Raw genomic sequence first — 15,225 nt, 5'->3', positions numbered from 1 at the left:
ACTTATAATTACATTTTTTGATATAAACATAGATATGATGAGAGGCATAATTGAAAGTTGATAAAGAATTTCTGAAGGGGCCAGGGCCATATTAATACACTTATTATTATCCCTCCTAAACAAAAATAATATGTACAGATATGAAATTGCTAACATGATTCGGATTAAAAGTGATGTAAATTTTAAGGAAGCGATCCTTATCTTTCTTTAAAGTGATTAGAAAAACGGAAATGGATCGCCTCTTATATTGAAGTAATGAGAAAGGAGCGAGAGCACGTAGGAAGTATTAACGAATGACTGATGAGGGACGCATTTGTTTCAAACCAAAGGCTGAAGAATAGAATTTTTAATAAAAAAATGGAGCGATATCTTTTCAAATGTAAACAACGAGGCGAAAAATGGAATTAATTCACATATGTGTTGTTGAAGAATTATATAAGCAAACAGATTCAAAACATCCAAGAACCGTAGAATTAAATAAGAAAACTTGTATATACCCTAATAAATCTACAAAACAACAAATAATGGATGGTTATACAGGAAATGATGCATTGAGAATTAAGGTAAGGTAGAGCGTTTTGGCAGATTTGAGTAGGTGGAACACTAATTTAATGCAAGTTCTTCAGAGGATATTAGCAAATGGACTACTAGCAATAGGAATATTAAGTATCTTAATAGTTAGTATTATATTAGTGATTTTATTATATTATATTTAGGGAATATTTATGATGTTCATTTTGATGAAATAGGATATGATAATAGAAAAAATTTACACTAATGAACTCAGAGGAGATGGAACTTCTACTTGTTGAGGAATCCTTTGTTCTTAGAATCTCTTTATACAATTAATACTGAATTGAGGAAATCGAATTCTCGGAAGCCTGATTTTACTTTTGAAAACAATAAGTTAAGTAGATACCTACTTTATTTTTATTTAAAAAGGGTTGTGCTACGGAACAGATCAATATTGGTTTCGTTGGAAGTACTGGATATTCGTAGTTTTTATTACTTGTCATTGATTCTAAAATTTACTTTACGTCTAGAGAGTAATTTAATTGTATCATTCGAATCCCTTACAATTAATTTAAATATTAAGTTTATTAGTGTTGATTTGTAGGTGTGTATTTCACTAAAAACCAAGAGAAGTATCCTTAGAATATCTTAAACTTTTTGGTGTGAATGAATAAAATTATTACGATAAAAGACATATTAAGAGGTGAAAAGGATGTTACGCAATCAGTTATTAGTTGAGCTAAAAAGAGCATATACAGCCAAAAATTTATTGATGTGGATAGCTATTATTATCCTTTTACCGACTATAAGGTTTTGTATGATCAATGAAGGGTATCAGTTTTATAAGCCTATTGAAGTATTTCAAGAGACAGTATCAGCGATTATTCCGTTACTTTTTCCTGCTCTTGCTATTATCATTTACTTGCCTTCCTTTTTACAAGAACAAAGAAATAAATTTATTACTTATACTCGTACTAGAATTCCATTGAATACTTATCTACTCAGCAAAGGACTAATAAACGCTTTTTTGACAGGATTCGTTATATTTTTGTTAATTTTCCTTCCGTTTGTTTTCATAATGTATTTGGAACCAAATCTAGGAATCATTCTTTATACTCCTATAGATGAGAATGCACATATACCTACCGTAACTTTTTCACAGCTCTTATCGTATGGGGACTTAACATATGGATTGATTTATTCCTTTTGGGTTTCTATAAATGGAGTAGTTTATTCTACTATTGCCTTTATGTTATTGCTCAACTTAAACAATCCTTTTGTGGCTTTATCGATTCCGTTTCTTTTTTATCATATTTTCAACTTCGTAACGGGTGTACTCAATGTACCAATGTTTTCGCCACTGAGCACTATTTTTCCATTCAATATTGAAGGACAACCTTTATGGACTGTACTGGTGCCGTTTTCATTTCTACTAATCGTTTTAATAGGGATCTTTGTATTCTCTATGCGAAACCAAAAAGAATGGATGATATAACGTATGAAACAAGGAATTTTTCGTATGAAAGAATATCTTGAAGATGTAATTAGTATTAAATGGCTAGCGATAGGAGTTATTTTTTACTTTTATGGTGTTATGCTGAAAAAAGAAATTGTTAAGGCTGCTTACGAAAAGAAAGTATATTTTAATAATTGGGATATTACTTTACGTTTACTCAATGATATGTACCTTATTGTTTATTTTATTATTCCTATTATGTTATTTTTTTCGATAAAATCTATTTTTGTGAATTTTGATTACCAAATTTTAATTCGTTTAGGATCATTTAAAAAATGGGTGTACAGCTCTCTTAAGCACTTCTGGATGAAAATTGCTCCTTTATTGTTTTTATGGGTCTTTGTATCTCTGTTTATGATGATTGGATTCCCTTATTCATGGGATTGGAGTCAGCTTAGCAAAACAAAACATTTTACTAATACTCTTGATGAACTAGTAAAGTTCTTTGAAACACCAATATCTGCATTCGCGGCTCAGTTGATTTTATTAACGTTAATATTTTCGTTGCTACATATAGCTTTAGCGATTGTATATGTGTTAACTAAAAGTAAATATTTCGTGCTTTCAATTAGTGTAATGATTTTTCTTGGAAGCATTGTAGGATTTAAGTTATTACCTAGGGAAGTTGCTTTTCTGTCTCCAACAACTTTTTTTTCAATTGCCAAAGGAGTTAATACTTTTAATTCCCCAATCTTAAGCTATATTGTTATCCTTGTATTTGGTATACTTAGTATTTTGTTTTTGCAAATTTTGGATCTAAATAAAAAAGTGTATGTTCAATCAATAAAGTCCTATATACCCATTGGAATTTATTTTTTTCTATGTGTAATAGGTATAAGTTCAACAGCTAACTCATTAATAAAATCTGCTGATGTAACCATTTGGGATGTTTGGGTAATGTCTTTTATTGGTGTTAGCACTGAACGTTTCGCGTATATTCCTTTTTTCTTTTATTTAATTGTATTCTTTGGATTCATTTATTTGGTTCAATTGCTCTTTCTAAGTAATGAGATTGAACAGCTAGGTTACTATAAAATTATTCGTTTTAGGAGTTTAAACAAATGGTTTTGGAGTTGGATGCAGAGATTATTAATAGCAGTAGCTTTATTTCTATTCACATTGATGGGGCTTTCTCTAGTGATAGCTGTTTGTTTTAGGATGAATACCAGTTTTTATGTGACAATACTTTCAAATCCGTTATATGAAGTTATTTACCACTTCTTTATCAACGGTTTCTTACAGATTGTTTTTTATATAATTGCTGTTTTTATTGTCTCTTGGGTAAGCAAAGAGTCGATACATGGCATGCTTTTAGTGAGCGTGTTCATGATTCTAATGCTCCCGGGTGTTAATGTGGCAGGTATAATACCAGTGGGACTGAATGGTATTGTTTACTTAGCAGATTATTCACCGTATTACCTAACATTAATTCTCATTGTAATGAACGCTATTGCATTTTCTGTAGTTAATTACCTGTTTAAACGAAGTTTAAAAATATAATAGGTGGGGTGAAAGTATGTCTATTATTTCACTAAAAAACGTAAGTAAAGCGTATAAGGGGTTAACTCTCTTTGACGGCGTTGACTTAAATGTGGAAAAAGGGAAAATATACGGTATTGTAGGACCAAATGGTTCTGGTAAATCTGTTTTGTTTAAGATGATATGTGGATTTGTATTCCCAGATGAAGGGACAATTATTGTTGAAGGGGTAGAGATAGGAAAGAGCAAAAGATTCCCAGATAATTTTGGTATTATTATAGATCGTCCAGGTTATATTGCGAATAAAACTGGGTTTCAAAATTTAAAAGAACTAGCACTGATCAGAGGGAAAATTAGCGATGGAAAGATTTTCGAAACAATGGAAATGGTTGGGTTACAATCACAAGCCAAACAAAAAGTTAAGCATTATTCTTTAGGTATGAAGCAGAAATTAGCTATTGCCCAAGCAATTATGGAAGATCAACAAGTGCTTATACTAGATGAACCATTCAATGCTTTGGATGCAGAAAGTGTAGATAGAATTCGAAATCTATTATTATCTTTCAAGAATGAGGGACGTACAATTTTACTTACAAGTCATAATCAGGAAGATATTAACATTCTTTGTGATCATGTGTTCCGTATCAATAAACATAAACTAGAACCTGTTGAACTGTAATGATGGAAAAAGTCAAAAATGCTGATGTTCAGTGAACATCAGCGTTTTTGACTTTCCTTATTAATTACTTCTCCATTTTCCCGATACTTGAACATCTACTGGTGTTGTGAGATCGTTACTGAATTGGACACGGCACTCTATTCCACTTGGAACAGAGTTTGGTAGAGTACGATAATCACTATCAGTAACACTTCTGACCCAAGAACCCGTGCCGGAACTTGCCTGCATTCTTGCATCAACAGTGTATGAACCGCCGACTACAGACGAATTCAATTCACCATATGTCCCCGAATAAGCTTTTGTTTGGTAACCTGTGTACCCACTTCCGTTAAATTTTCCAACAGTTGTGTTGTATTCGGACCAACTAGTACCCGCTTGTACTGCTCCACCAAATGCTATCAAACCTATAGCCAGACCTAAAATTGTAATTTTTTTCTTTTTCATATTAAAACACCATCCTTTAAAAAATTTATACATTTGGTATAAAATTAACTTTTGATATTCAATGAAAAATATAGTATTTGAGAATTTTTGTAAAATTATAGTTAATCATCAAGGTAGTATTTGATTTTAACATTTTGTTAAATGAACGTATAACGTAAAGCATTATAGATATTTCGATACCTGCTGGCTATCCATCCTCTTTTTTCGCTTGCCCTCAATGGTCCTAAAGAGCTACATAAGGACAAGAAATAGTACTTCAACCGTTGATAAAAACAACGGTTTGTGCTCTCCTTCGACTTTTTAAGACATAACGGAAAGGTTGAAGAGATTGATATACATCATGCGGATAAGACATAAAACTTAGATCCTCAAGAATCTTACTGTTTCACTACATTTCCCAAATTTCAATCGTTTTTTACAATTTCGAATCCCCCCTATCGTTCTCCTGTCTTTTTCAAGATTTACAACTCTTGCTTTTAATCTATCAAATAAAATGAGAAAAAACATCCGTATTTTCCACAATTTTGATTGCGGAAAATACCTATATTTTCATTCGTCCCAACTCAAAACCCCCCAACGGAAAGGCTCCGCTAGGCGGCATATGCTTAGAATGATAAGAGATCAATAACAACAACCAGCACGATCCGGTAATGGCAAACGGAATAAGGGGAATATGGCGAATGAGTCACAGAAAAAAAGCGGATCGCAAATACGGCCAAAGCGAAGGTGTCGAGAAAAATGGAGGATCAGCAGCAGTGACACTTCTTTCGCCCCCCGACATCATCGGAATGGTCATTTATGAGCAGGAAGCCGATTTATGTCTCCTGTTAAATAGAGATGCCAGATTATAAGGTAAACAATGATTCCGCCAAAAGCTAAAAACATCCAAACGGTAAGTAAAAGAGAGAAGCTTCCGGCTCGGGCTTTCTGTACCGCTATGATCGAATAAGGGGGGAACAATATAGGAAGTATTGTTATTTCTATCCACATACCAAATCCCCCCTTACTCCTGTATATATGCTAAACCTTCACTCTTGCCAAGTAATATTTGGAATCCATATACGCATTCTATATGGCTTTACCTTCTGCATAAGCAATTGAAGCTGAGTCTTCAGTTAATAAACCCGCTAATATTTTGGACCACGTAGGTTCTGGCGCTAGATATAATGTAACGACAAAGCCAATAACTCCACTGCCCACTTTAGCTGCCATTTGACTTTATTACTCATAAATGTATCGACTGAAGACTTAAACCCGTTCAAATCATATATTTCAATAGTCCATCCATCTGTTTTTTATAGTTAAGTAGCGATGTACGTGTTTTTATTCTCTCTTGCTTCCACTGCTTTCATTTCAGAATCGTCTTTTACAATTTTTGCTGTTAACTTTATTTCTGCTCCTATCTCATTTGAGTTAACAGTCTCTATTTGTAACTGGGCCAAGGGAGAAATAATAATGAAGGCTGATACATTAAAAATTGAAACTTAATGGAGCGTTAAAGAAGAGTCATGAAAGCAGCCAAACAGGGCTTTGCAAAAGAGAATACATGCCTAGAACAGTTGAGCATTTGATCGAATATGCATATCACAAGGGTGGATTGTACTTTATTTTACTAAAAAATACAGACTGATCGGACTTAACAAAAGCGATGGCCATTGATTCTTATTGGATCACCAACACATCTGTCGTTAGAAGATCCTTGCGCTGGAAACTTGACAATCAAAAATCTTTCTGTAGACTTGCCTTCATTATGTATTCGCGTGACAAAGCTCGAAATCATCCAACCTCTCACTGCCATGAAAATGACGGGTAGCCATCAAGCAAAAGATATTCTGTTTTTACAGTACAGAAGTACCGCATTATTCCGAAATTTTGTCTATTTTCCAAGTTGCATGAATCATTTAGCACATTCTTCCTAGAAGCAAATGCACAGTTTCTTTGTAAAAATTTATGTTAGAATAGGTTTTATATGATGAACCTATGCCGTACATCTTCAATAAAAATATGGATTGGGAGGAAAAAATGAAAGAGCGAGATTATTATTTTGATAATGCGAAACTCTTTCTGATTTTTTTGGTGGTTTTAGGACATTTTCTGCGTCCGTATATCGAAAAAAACGAATTGGTCCATAGTGTGTATGTTTGGATTTTCTTATTTCATATGCCGGCGTTTGTTTTGATTTCAGGATATTTCTCAAAAAACTTCCATAAAAAAGGCTATTTAAAAAAGATGGCCAAGAAAATTCTGCTTCCGTATTTTGTTTTCCAGCTGATTTATTCCCTTTACTATGCCTTCTTGTATGAACAAGACGATCTTTCTTTAGATTTTCTTGTTCCGCATTGGGGACTATGGTTTTTATTAAGCTTGTTTACGTGGAATGTGATGCTGTATCTTTTCGCGAAGCTGCCGAAAATCTATTCGATTGGTTTAACCATATTGCTAGGGATTCTTATCGGATTTACCGATGTGGAAAAGTTTTTAAGCTTGTCTCGTACATTTACGTTTTTTCCGTTTTTCTTATTTGGCTTTTTGCTGAAAAAGAAGCATTTTTCGATTCTGTTGGAAAAGCGCTTTCGCCTCGCAGCAGGAGTCGCTTTATTATGCGCTTTTCTGGTCATTTACTGGATGGCTCCTAGCTCATCTGCAGAATGGTTGTACGGTTCCAAATCCTACACGACCTTAGGCGTCAGCGAGGAAACAGGCGTTCTCTTTAAGCTGCTTCTGTATATGGCTAGCTTTTTCATGACGTTTTGTTTTCTGGCACTGATTCCGGAAAGAAAGTTGACCATTTCTACGCTTGGGACGAGAACGTTCTATGTGTATATTTTGCATGGGTTTATTTTAAAATATTTGCACGACGCGACGCCTTTTCCGGATATCATTGCTAAAATTAACGGCTATCCGTTACTAATCATTATTTCAATAGCCCTGATATTTTTACTGGGAAGCAGACCCGTCATTCGTATCGTCAAACCGATTGCAGAATGCCGCATTCCTTTGAAAAAGCAGCTGCTGTCTCGATGATAAGCAGAAATGTTGCGGGGATCAAGGATTCCTCTGTAAATCCCCGCAGCGCCCTGCTTATATTTCACTCCTCTTAAATATACTCCCGTTATTTCCATCTCGCCACTTCTAGTCCTCCTGCCGCTGCTTCGCTAAAAACGATATGTATCTTCATTCCGCATCCTCCTCCATTTAGATGGCAAAACTCAGCAAACGATCGCCATGTGTTTTTTAAAAACTAACCTTTTGTCTGATCCTTTTCCTAAGCAGGCAAACCTTGCACATCCAATCCCAGATCCATACAATCAGAAGGATGAACACCGTGTAAAACCGCTTTTGTGAAAAAGCTGCAGATTCCATGATCAATCCTTGCGTGTTACGAACGAACAAAGGCAAAATTCCCCTAACCAAAACACATAGCCGGTCAACGAAACAAAGAGCATCCCCTTATTTCCAAGACAAATGAGCCCAATCGAAAACCTATTTTTTGCAAAAAACTGATTTTCATTTTAACATAAGGCTAGCAAAAATTTGATGATCAAAGGAGAGACTGTTTATGAGCCGCGCTCAGCAATTTGTCCAATACTTTTTATCCCATCGCCACGTAACGGTCGAGCTCATTCAAAAAATTGAGCCTGAGCGTTATGATTACAAGCCGGCGCCAACTTCGATGTCGGCAAAGGAACTGGCTACCCATATGCTGTTTACCTTCTATCAGTTCGCTCAAACAGCGAAAGAAGGAAATCCGAGGGTATTGACTGAAAAAATCGAAGAAAATGAAACCGACCTTCGTAAGCTAGCGGAAGTGTACACAGAAAAAACAAAAAACTTGTTAGAATCTTTAACAGATGAGGATTTTGAGCGTACGCTTGATCTAACCAAAATTTTTGGCGCGCCTTTTTCTGTTGCCCAGTTTCTGCAAACAGCCATGGACCACGAAATCCACCATAAAGGCCAACTGTTTGTCTATGTGCGCGAAATGGGGCACGAAACGCTTCCATTCTTCATTAAACGTGGTTAGCCAAGAATGGTTTGAGCGAAAACATGGTTGGCATTCCTATCATCATAAGCCATCTTTGTAAAACCGTAACAGAGGGCAAATCTATAGACTTGCCCTCCTGCCACGTTATTTATGAAACAGAAGACTGAACAAAATGGTTTTTTTATTCACCCATTCATTCATGCAGCTCTAGTGTCTTATGCCATGCCAAATGGCGGATGTCGGTATTCATGTTTTTCTCCACCTCATAACAATCGGCCCATCGCCATTTACTATATATATAAAAATGGAGAAAAATGTCGCTAAAAAATGCGGCGCCGTTCATAAATAACCGTGCTTGCTTATTTCTCTACATGTTAAAGCGCTTGGCCGTCCGTCCCCTTTTCCTGCCAAGCGCTTCTCTGATTCATGGTGAACGTGCATTTGGCTAGATTATACGCCATTCACTAGCCACACGACAAAGGGCTAATGAATCACTCACCACTTGCGTTCACATTTCAATCAATAAGCGAAAAGCATAAAATGAACCTGTACCGTTCCGTTCATCACAGCCAATCGCCGCCATCATCATCTCCGTCCAACCAATCATCCACGATATCTTCTACTCCATCATCCAGATCAAAGGCATTGTCTATGACATCATCAAGCAGTTCTTCCGCCACCATGCCCGCAAGCATTCCGGCCGCAAATCCGCCAATCGCCCCCATCATTCCGTGAGAATGACGTGCAGAATGAGGGCTGTATGGAGCAGCCTGCGGATAAAAAGGAGCGGAATGGACACTGGGATGAACACGAGGCTGTTGCACCATTTCCTGCAATAATAAACGAAGCTTTTGCATAACGGCTTCTTCCTCATTCATTTCATCATATGTGAAAAAGATATCCCGTTTTAATTCTATCTCCCCATAGCCATAAGATCCGCTTAACACATCTACTTCCAGCCGCAAGCGCAGTCCCTGTTCTTCAAAGAAAACGAAACATTCCACTTCTTGAATGATGCCGCGAAACTCTCCTGCTGGGAAAAACGCAAACTCCTGGCCATACGTAGTGATTTTTCCAGAATCCGCTTTTTCCCGAAAACCGAGCTTGTCCAATGCGGCAAACAGCTTTTCCAATGGAGCTGGCGGCAAAATCCGCACAGCATCTTTATCCATCGCATCGACTCCATCAGCAATATCAAGACGTGTAACAAATATATAATCAACGCTGTAGCGTGTAATCGGTAAATGAAGCGGAACGATATAAGAAAACGGCCATACTTTTCTCTCTCCTGCATGCACAGTAAATGACGGAGCAACCGGAATGACTGCTACTGCGCGGCGATATTCTTGGCCGTTATGACGTACAATAAGATGCAGTTCCACATCGAGTTTGCGGATATGCTGTTCTACCGTTCCTCCTTCAATGATAAACTCTCCTTCTATCTTTTCGCCAAGTCGCACATGGGGCTGCTGTAAAATAAGATTCACTTTTGCAGAGCCCACACCGAGCTTCGACAATAGTTTCTTAAACATGCTTTACCCTCCTCATGATTATGCTATTTTGTTTACGAACGAAGGCAAAAGAAGGATTCAAGCAAACGAATAAAAACTCCTCCACTCCATTAAGAGACGGGAGACTTCTCGGTGGATGATGTTCAATAAGCCGCAGGTTAGTCAAACGAAACTTAGCTTTTAAACATGTAAAATTCAGGCTGATTTTAAGCAAGCGAATGTTCGGGCAATACCGCGTTCATTATGAAAAAGCGCGTTGCCTATGGCTCTTTTACATATTTGGTTAGCAAAAACACGGTAACGTTTGCTTTCGGGTGCCGAAAAAATCCATGACTTTCTTTTCCGAAAACTATTCGCTCCATCCGATTTCTACGATGGATAAATATAACGGAACACTTATGCTCTCCAAAAGCAAGATTCAAAAAATCCTAAAGGCAAGCAAGGCCTTTAGGATTTTTTAGGCTACACAAACATTTTCATCAACCCGAGAAAAATTAAAATCATTCCCGGGACCATTGTCGCTTTTTTCATAATTTTCACATTCGAAAATTTGTAGCCTGCTCTCAGGCCAAAACGAATAAAGACTACGTTCATGACAGATACGAGCAAAGCAAGAACAAGCGGCTGATATCCAAGAAATGAAGCGCTTAGGCCGGCACCGAACGCATCCATTGATAACGCGAAACCGATGAGCATCGCTTCTTTTGCACTGATGCTGCCTGATCCATCAAGATCGGCTAATGAAGGGCGCTTCAGTACTTGGATGACAATCCCAAATCGCTTCAAATGAACACGCCATATTCTCACTGTTTTTGAAGTGGCAGGTGATTCAGACATCGCCTCTTCAAGCTCATCTTCACGCTTTTTTAATACATTGTAAATCGCCCATACACCTAGCGCAATTAAAATGAATGCAGCCAACGATTGCTCGACCCGAACAGGCAGCCATGGTATAAGAAATGTTCCGACGTACATGGATACTAGCAGCATGGCGCCAGAAAACATAGCAATGACAATCATGGATGAGAGCGGGAACTTCATCTTCCGCAGCCCATATGTCACGCCAACACTCAAGCTATCTAGGCTTACCGCTAAAGCCAACATCACCATAGATACATATTTTAGCATTGTTCGTTCCCCCTGCGATACTATATGCATCACCAATCGCAAGGGAAACTCGTTCATGCTCTATATACCATATTCGACACTGTTCGATTTCCGGGGAAATATTTTTCCCTGCCTCGACATTTCCTGCAGCTATTCTTTTAAGTGATATGGCAATGTAGCAATGACAATATCCTTTTTCAAAATCAAAAAGAAACGCAAGAAAATGGCTGTCTGGTTATGCAACAGCGTATGCCACCATTTTTTCACAATGAATTGCGGCATTAAAATTGTAATAGGAGCTCCCATTGTCTCTTTTTCCAGTTGGCTAATATAGTCGAGCATCGGTGAAAGAATCGTCCGATATGGTGAATAAATGACCTTTAATTCAATATTTGGATAAAATCTCTCCCATTTCGCGCGCAGCTTTTGCTCCTCTTCCTCATGAAAGACAATGGAGATAGCGGTAATATCCCCAGAAATACTTCTCGCATATTGAATTGACTGGGCTACCAGTTTACTCACTCCTGAAATCGGAATGACCACTTTTGGTTTCATCACCTTTTCTCGGCTCTCCCATTCTTGCTCATCAAGCTTTAACTGTTCGCCCAGATTATCGTAGTGAGAACGAATTCGGTAAAACATCATGACGAGAAGCGGAATAGACAAGATCACAAGCCATGCTCCTTGCGTGAACTTAGCCACAATCGTAATAATCGTTACCAATCCTGTTGCGATCATACCCGCCATCGTCATAGCTAATGTAGTAGCACGCTTCTTATCCTTCCATAATTTTTTCACCATTCCTCCCTGGCCTATCGTAAAGGAGAGGAAAACCCCAACAGCGTAAAGTGGAATGAGTGAATGAGTTTCTCCCTGGAACAAGATGATTAAAAGAATCGCTAATACGCTAAGCAAAATAATACCGTTTGAAAACACTAGACGATCTCCTCGTGCTGCTAAACTTCTTGGCAAAAATCGATCATTTGCAATAATGGATGCCAGCTGCGGAAACCCAGCAAAGCTTGTATTCGCCGCCAAAACTAAAATAAGCATCGTAATCAGCTGAAATAAATAAAAGAGTAGGCTGTTGCCAAACACATGATGGCCGATCTGTGAAATAACGGTTTTATGCTCTACAGGTGTTACCCCAAAACCTGTAGCTAAAATCGTTATCCCTAAAAACATCGTCCCCAATAAAACAGACATCCATCCCATCGTAAGCGCCGCATTTTTGGAGCAATCCGGCTTAAAGGAGGGAACGCCGTTACTAATGGCCTCTACTCCTGTCATAGCTGAACATCCGGATGCAAACGCTCGAAACAAAATAAACATGCTATATCCAGATGTAAAGAAATGTTCAAAAGAAGCATGCTCTTTATGATTAAATCCGTTCCACCCTTCATGCCAAAGCTGCCATCCGCCAACAGCTATTAACACAAGTACAGAAATAATAAACAAATACGTCGGATACGCAAAGACAGTGGCGGATTCTGTAATGCCGCGAAGATTTAAAATCATAAGCAATAGCACAAGAAGTACGGCGATTTCGACTTTCCAAGAAAGCAAAGCGGGAAAAGCCGATGTAAGCGCCGCAACACCAGAGCTAATGCTAACAGCCACCGTAAGAACGTAATCAATCATGAGCGCTGCACCAGCGACCAAGCTTGTCGTCGTGCCCAAATGATCCCGCGCCACCACATAGGCGCCCCCGCCTGAAGGGAAGGCATAAATAATTTGCCGATAAGATAGTGTGACAACCAAAAGCAGTACTATAATCGCTAACGCAATCGGCAACGAATAGAAAAACACGCTCGTTCCTAACAACATCAGCACAAGCAAAATTTCCTCTGTTGCATACGCAACCGATGATAGAGCATCAGATGAGAATACAGCCAACGCTTTCCATTTCGGCAATTTCTCATGCTTCAGCCGCTTCGTCTCCATCGGCGAACCAATTAATAAACGTTTTAATGACGCCATTATTTCTACTCCTTTTAACGATCAATTTCTCATGAACTTTTTATGCTTACACATAGAATTCCCAAAAACGCAAAAAACCGTCAAGGATGTCCTTAACGGTTGCACAGCGCGCTCCACATCCCTCCCAAAACGCTTACGAGGTTAGCTGTCGGGTTGGGACTATGAGAGTAGCCCCTCCTATTTAAGGATTCACCCCAAGTAACAAAATGGTTACAATATTGGTTCCCCCGCTCCATAACGGATTCAGCGATTCATGTATCTATGAATTATAGGTGTTATCTTACTCTCTTCGATTTTTATTGTAAAGAAGCAAAAAGAAGAGATTTGGAAGGAATAACCGTATTTTATTGTCGTTTTACTTTTATTTTTGCTGTTTTCTCACACTTGCTTTGATTTTTAACGTTTTTTATCCAATCATAATTCTTCCCTTTGGATAACGAAACGGATCGGGCTTGCGATGCAACGTAACAGCATAAGCAATCGTCAACGGACCTACACGGCCGGCAAACATCGTTAACATAATCAACACCTTTCCGATCGGAGACAGCTGCGGGGTCAATCCCATCGACAAACCAACCGTGCCAAACGCTGATGTGGCCTCAAATAAAATCATTAAAAAATCTTGGCCGGTCTCTGTAATCGTCAATAGCATTGTAACTACTATGACGATAAATAAACCGCTTAATGTCACGGTCAATGCCTTATAAATCGTGTCATAAACAATCCGTTTCTTAAAGAAAGTAACATCTTCTTTTCCCTTAATTTGCGACCAAACCGCCCCTAAAAGGGTTACAAAAGTTGTGGTCTTAATTCCTCCACCTGTCGACCCTGGCGATGCCCCGACAAACATAAGGAAAATAATGAGGAACAGCGTAGGCTGCGTTAAATCCGGAATGTTTAATGTGTTCGCTCCAGCAGTTCGCGGCGTTACGGCTTGAAAAAGGGATGCCAAAAATTTCCCCAACGGGGACAACGGTTGCAATGTTTTGGAGTTATGAAACTCCAATAAAAAAATAAACAGCGTACCGAACACAACAAGCAGGACGCTTGTTATCAAAACTAATTTGGTATGCAGCGAAAAGCGGCGCGTTTGCCGGTATTCATATATTTCGTTCATAACGATAAACCCGATTCCGCCAAGCGTAATTAATGCACATACGACAAGAGTGACAACAGGGTCCTCCACGTATCCTGTCAGGCTGCGAAATTCGCCCATTAAATCAAATCCAGCATTATTAAAGTTGGAAATGGCATGAAACATTCCAAAATAAAACGCCTTTGCTAGAGGCATATCGAAGGCAAAGCGAATCGTCAACAGCAGCCCCCCGATCAATTCGATGACTACTGTAAACACCAATATCCGTTTGACAAGCCGGACGATTCCCTCAATTGACAAGTTATTTAATGCTTCTTGAAGCAGAAGCCGCTCTTTTAATGAGATGCGTTTGCCGATTAAAAAAGCAAAAAATGTGGCAAAGGTCATAAACCCTAAACCGCCAACCTGAATTAAAGCTAAAATCACCAGCTGTCCAAATAACGTAAACGTCGTTCCTGTATCCACTACGACAAGCCCTGTCACGCAGGTTGCTGATGTCGCTGTAAATAAAGCATCAATCCACGGAAGCCCCTTGCCATCGTTTGTAGCAACCGGAAGCGTTAATAGCGTTGCACCTAGCAAAATAATGAGTGCAAAACCCGCCACTAGCACTTTCGGAGGGTCAAATATATATCTCCTCATATTCATCATGTTATGCCTTCCTCCCTTAGTCACACCTATAGGCTGATACTCCTTACCCTTCATCATACATGTCAAAAATATACCAAAAAATGCATCTGTCTTGTACCATGATTTTAGCAAAGAATAACAACGAGTGGAAAGATGAAGATCGTTTCGATTCATCATCTTGATCCTAAATCCGTCCAACGTTTTTTCAGCGAACACCGAGCAGCTCAACCATGGTCATTTCCATAGGAATATACGAATGGAGCACACTGAATGGATTTGCTGCAC

At 38.4% G+C, this 15,225-nt stretch carries 12 protein-coding genes and 1 riboswitch; of the genes, 7 read left to right on the top strand and 5 right to left on the bottom strand.

Annotated features, from left to right (window positions below):
• Positions 1-398 precede the first annotated feature (398 nt).
• The 4 genes from B6A27_RS18725 to B6A27_RS15095 all read left to right on the top strand — a co-directional run bounded on the left by B6A27_RS18725 (position 399) and on the right by B6A27_RS15095 (position 4,187).
• Positions 399-572, top strand: coding sequence for a hypothetical protein (locus tag B6A27_RS18725; RefSeq protein WP_159719234.1), 174 nt, complete (start codon positions 399-401; stop codon positions 570-572).
• A gap of 653 nt (positions 573-1,225) precedes the next feature.
• Positions 1,226-2,008 carry an ABC transporter permease gene (locus B6A27_RS15105; RefSeq protein WP_080862523.1) on the top strand — a complete coding sequence of 261 codons (783 nt, stop codon included), beginning with the start codon at positions 1,226-1,228 and terminating at the stop codon, positions 2,006-2,008.
• A gap of 3 nt (positions 2,009-2,011) precedes the next feature.
• Complete coding sequence (locus B6A27_RS15100; RefSeq protein WP_080862522.1) at positions 2,012-3,529, top strand: hypothetical protein; 1,518 nt, start codon at positions 2,012-2,014, stop codon at positions 3,527-3,529.
• Positions 3,530-3,545: 16 nt separating this feature from the next.
• Positions 3,546-4,187, top strand: coding sequence for an ABC transporter ATP-binding protein (locus B6A27_RS15095; RefSeq protein WP_080862521.1), 642 nt, complete (start codon positions 3,546-3,548; stop codon positions 4,185-4,187).
• A gap of 60 nt (positions 4,188-4,247) precedes the next feature.
• Here the strand turns inward: B6A27_RS15095 and B6A27_RS15090 are convergent, their stop codons facing one another.
• A complete protein-coding gene (locus B6A27_RS15090; RefSeq protein WP_080862520.1) occupies positions 4,248-4,631 on the bottom strand; it encodes a hypothetical protein in 384 nt (127 codons plus the stop codon).
• A 680-nt stretch (positions 4,632-5,311) separates the two neighbouring features.
• Here B6A27_RS15090 and B6A27_RS18720 point away from each other — a divergent pair.
• The 3 genes from B6A27_RS18720 to B6A27_RS15080 all read left to right on the top strand — a co-directional run bounded on the left by B6A27_RS18720 (position 5,312) and on the right by B6A27_RS15080 (position 8,655).
• The gene (locus B6A27_RS18720) at positions 5,312-5,482 is read left to right on the top strand and encodes a hypothetical protein (protein WP_161491048.1); all 171 of its coding nucleotides are present in this window, start codon (positions 5,312-5,314) and stop codon (positions 5,480-5,482) included.
• 1,171 nt (positions 5,483-6,653) lie between these two features.
• Positions 6,654-7,655, top strand: a complete 1,002-nt coding sequence (locus tag B6A27_RS15085; protein WP_044742564.1) for an acyltransferase family protein — start codon at positions 6,654-6,656, stop codon at positions 7,653-7,655.
• Between the two features lie 535 nt (positions 7,656-8,190).
• Positions 8,191-8,655, top strand: a complete 465-nt coding sequence (locus B6A27_RS15080; RefSeq protein WP_066148986.1) for a DinB family protein — start codon at positions 8,191-8,193, stop codon at positions 8,653-8,655.
• 524 nt (positions 8,656-9,179) lie between these two features.
• On the opposite strand, the gene B6A27_RS15075 is transcribed toward B6A27_RS15080, so the two are convergent.
• The 4 genes from B6A27_RS15075 to B6A27_RS15060 all read right to left on the bottom strand — a co-directional run bounded on the left by B6A27_RS15075 (position 9,180) and on the right by B6A27_RS15060 (position 14,958).
• Positions 9,180-10,148 (bottom strand): sporulation protein, encoded by a 969-nt coding sequence (locus B6A27_RS15075; protein ID WP_080862519.1) that lies wholly within the window; start codon positions 10,146-10,148, stop codon positions 9,180-9,182.
• A 441-nt stretch (positions 10,149-10,589) separates the two neighbouring features.
• Positions 10,590-11,255 (bottom strand): sporulation membrane protein YtaF, encoded by a 666-nt coding sequence (gene ytaF / locus B6A27_RS15070; RefSeq protein WP_080862518.1) that lies wholly within the window; start codon positions 11,253-11,255, stop codon positions 10,590-10,592.
• 129 nt (positions 11,256-11,384) lie between these two features.
• Entirely contained in the window at positions 11,385-13,214 is a 1,830-nt protein-coding gene (locus B6A27_RS15065; RefSeq protein WP_066148983.1) for an APC family permease, read from the bottom strand.
• A gap of 115 nt (positions 13,215-13,329) precedes the next feature.
• A riboswitch (cyclic di-AMP (ydaO/yuaA leader) is annotated at positions 13,330-13,473 on the bottom strand.
• A 147-nt stretch (positions 13,474-13,620) separates the two neighbouring features.
• Complete coding sequence (locus B6A27_RS15060) at positions 13,621-14,958, bottom strand: TrkH family potassium uptake protein (protein ID WP_369824187.1); 1,338 nt, start codon at positions 14,956-14,958, stop codon at positions 13,621-13,623.
• Positions 14,959-15,225: the final 267 nt, after the last annotated feature.

Origin of the sequence: Anoxybacillus sp. UARK-01 (genome assembly GCF_002075365.1) — a bacterium.
In the GTDB taxonomy this organism is placed as follows: domain Bacteria; phylum Bacillota; class Bacilli; order Bacillales; family Anoxybacillaceae; genus Anoxybacteroides; species Anoxybacteroides rupiense.
The sequence above is the reverse complement of the archived record's forward strand: the minus strand, read 5'-3'. Positions and strand labels throughout refer to the sequence as shown.

Bases quoted from the DNA above. Each gene is read 5' to 3' on its own strand.
- B6A27_RS15095 (WP_080862521.1), top strand. From the start codon at position 3,546: ATGTCTATTATTTCACTAAAAAACGTAAGTAAAGCGTATAAGGGGTTA.
- ytaF (WP_080862518.1), bottom strand. From the start codon at position 11,255: ATGCTAAAATATGTATCTATGGTGATGTTGGCTTTAGCGGTAAGCCTA.
- B6A27_RS15080 (WP_066148986.1), top strand. From the start codon at position 8,191: ATGAGCCGCGCTCAGCAATTTGTCCAATACTTTTTATCCCATCGCCAC.
- B6A27_RS15100 (WP_080862522.1), top strand. From the start codon at position 2,012: ATGAAACAAGGAATTTTTCGTATGAAAGAATATCTTGAAGATGTAATT.
- B6A27_RS15105 (WP_080862523.1), top strand. From the start codon at position 1,226: ATGTTACGCAATCAGTTATTAGTTGAGCTAAAAAGAGCATATACAGCC.
- B6A27_RS18720 (WP_161491048.1), top strand. From the start codon at position 5,312: ATGAGTCACAGAAAAAAAGCGGATCGCAAATACGGCCAAAGCGAAGGT.
- B6A27_RS18725 (WP_159719234.1), top strand. From the start codon at position 399: ATGGAATTAATTCACATATGTGTTGTTGAAGAATTATATAAGCAAACA.
- B6A27_RS15075 (WP_080862519.1), bottom strand. From the start codon at position 10,148: ATGTTTAAGAAACTATTGTCGAAGCTCGGTGTGGGCTCTGCAAAAGTG.
- B6A27_RS15085 (WP_044742564.1), top strand. From the start codon at position 6,654: ATGAAAGAGCGAGATTATTATTTTGATAATGCGAAACTCTTTCTGATT.
- B6A27_RS15090 (WP_080862520.1), bottom strand. From the start codon at position 4,631: ATGAAAAAGAAAAAAATTACAATTTTAGGTCTGGCTATAGGTTTGATA.
- B6A27_RS15065 (WP_066148983.1), bottom strand. From the start codon at position 13,214: ATGGCGTCATTAAAACGTTTATTAATTGGTTCGCCGATGGAGACGAAG.
- B6A27_RS15060 (WP_369824187.1), bottom strand. From the start codon at position 14,958: ATGAATATGAGGAGATATATATTTGACCCTCCGAAAGTGCTAGTGGCG.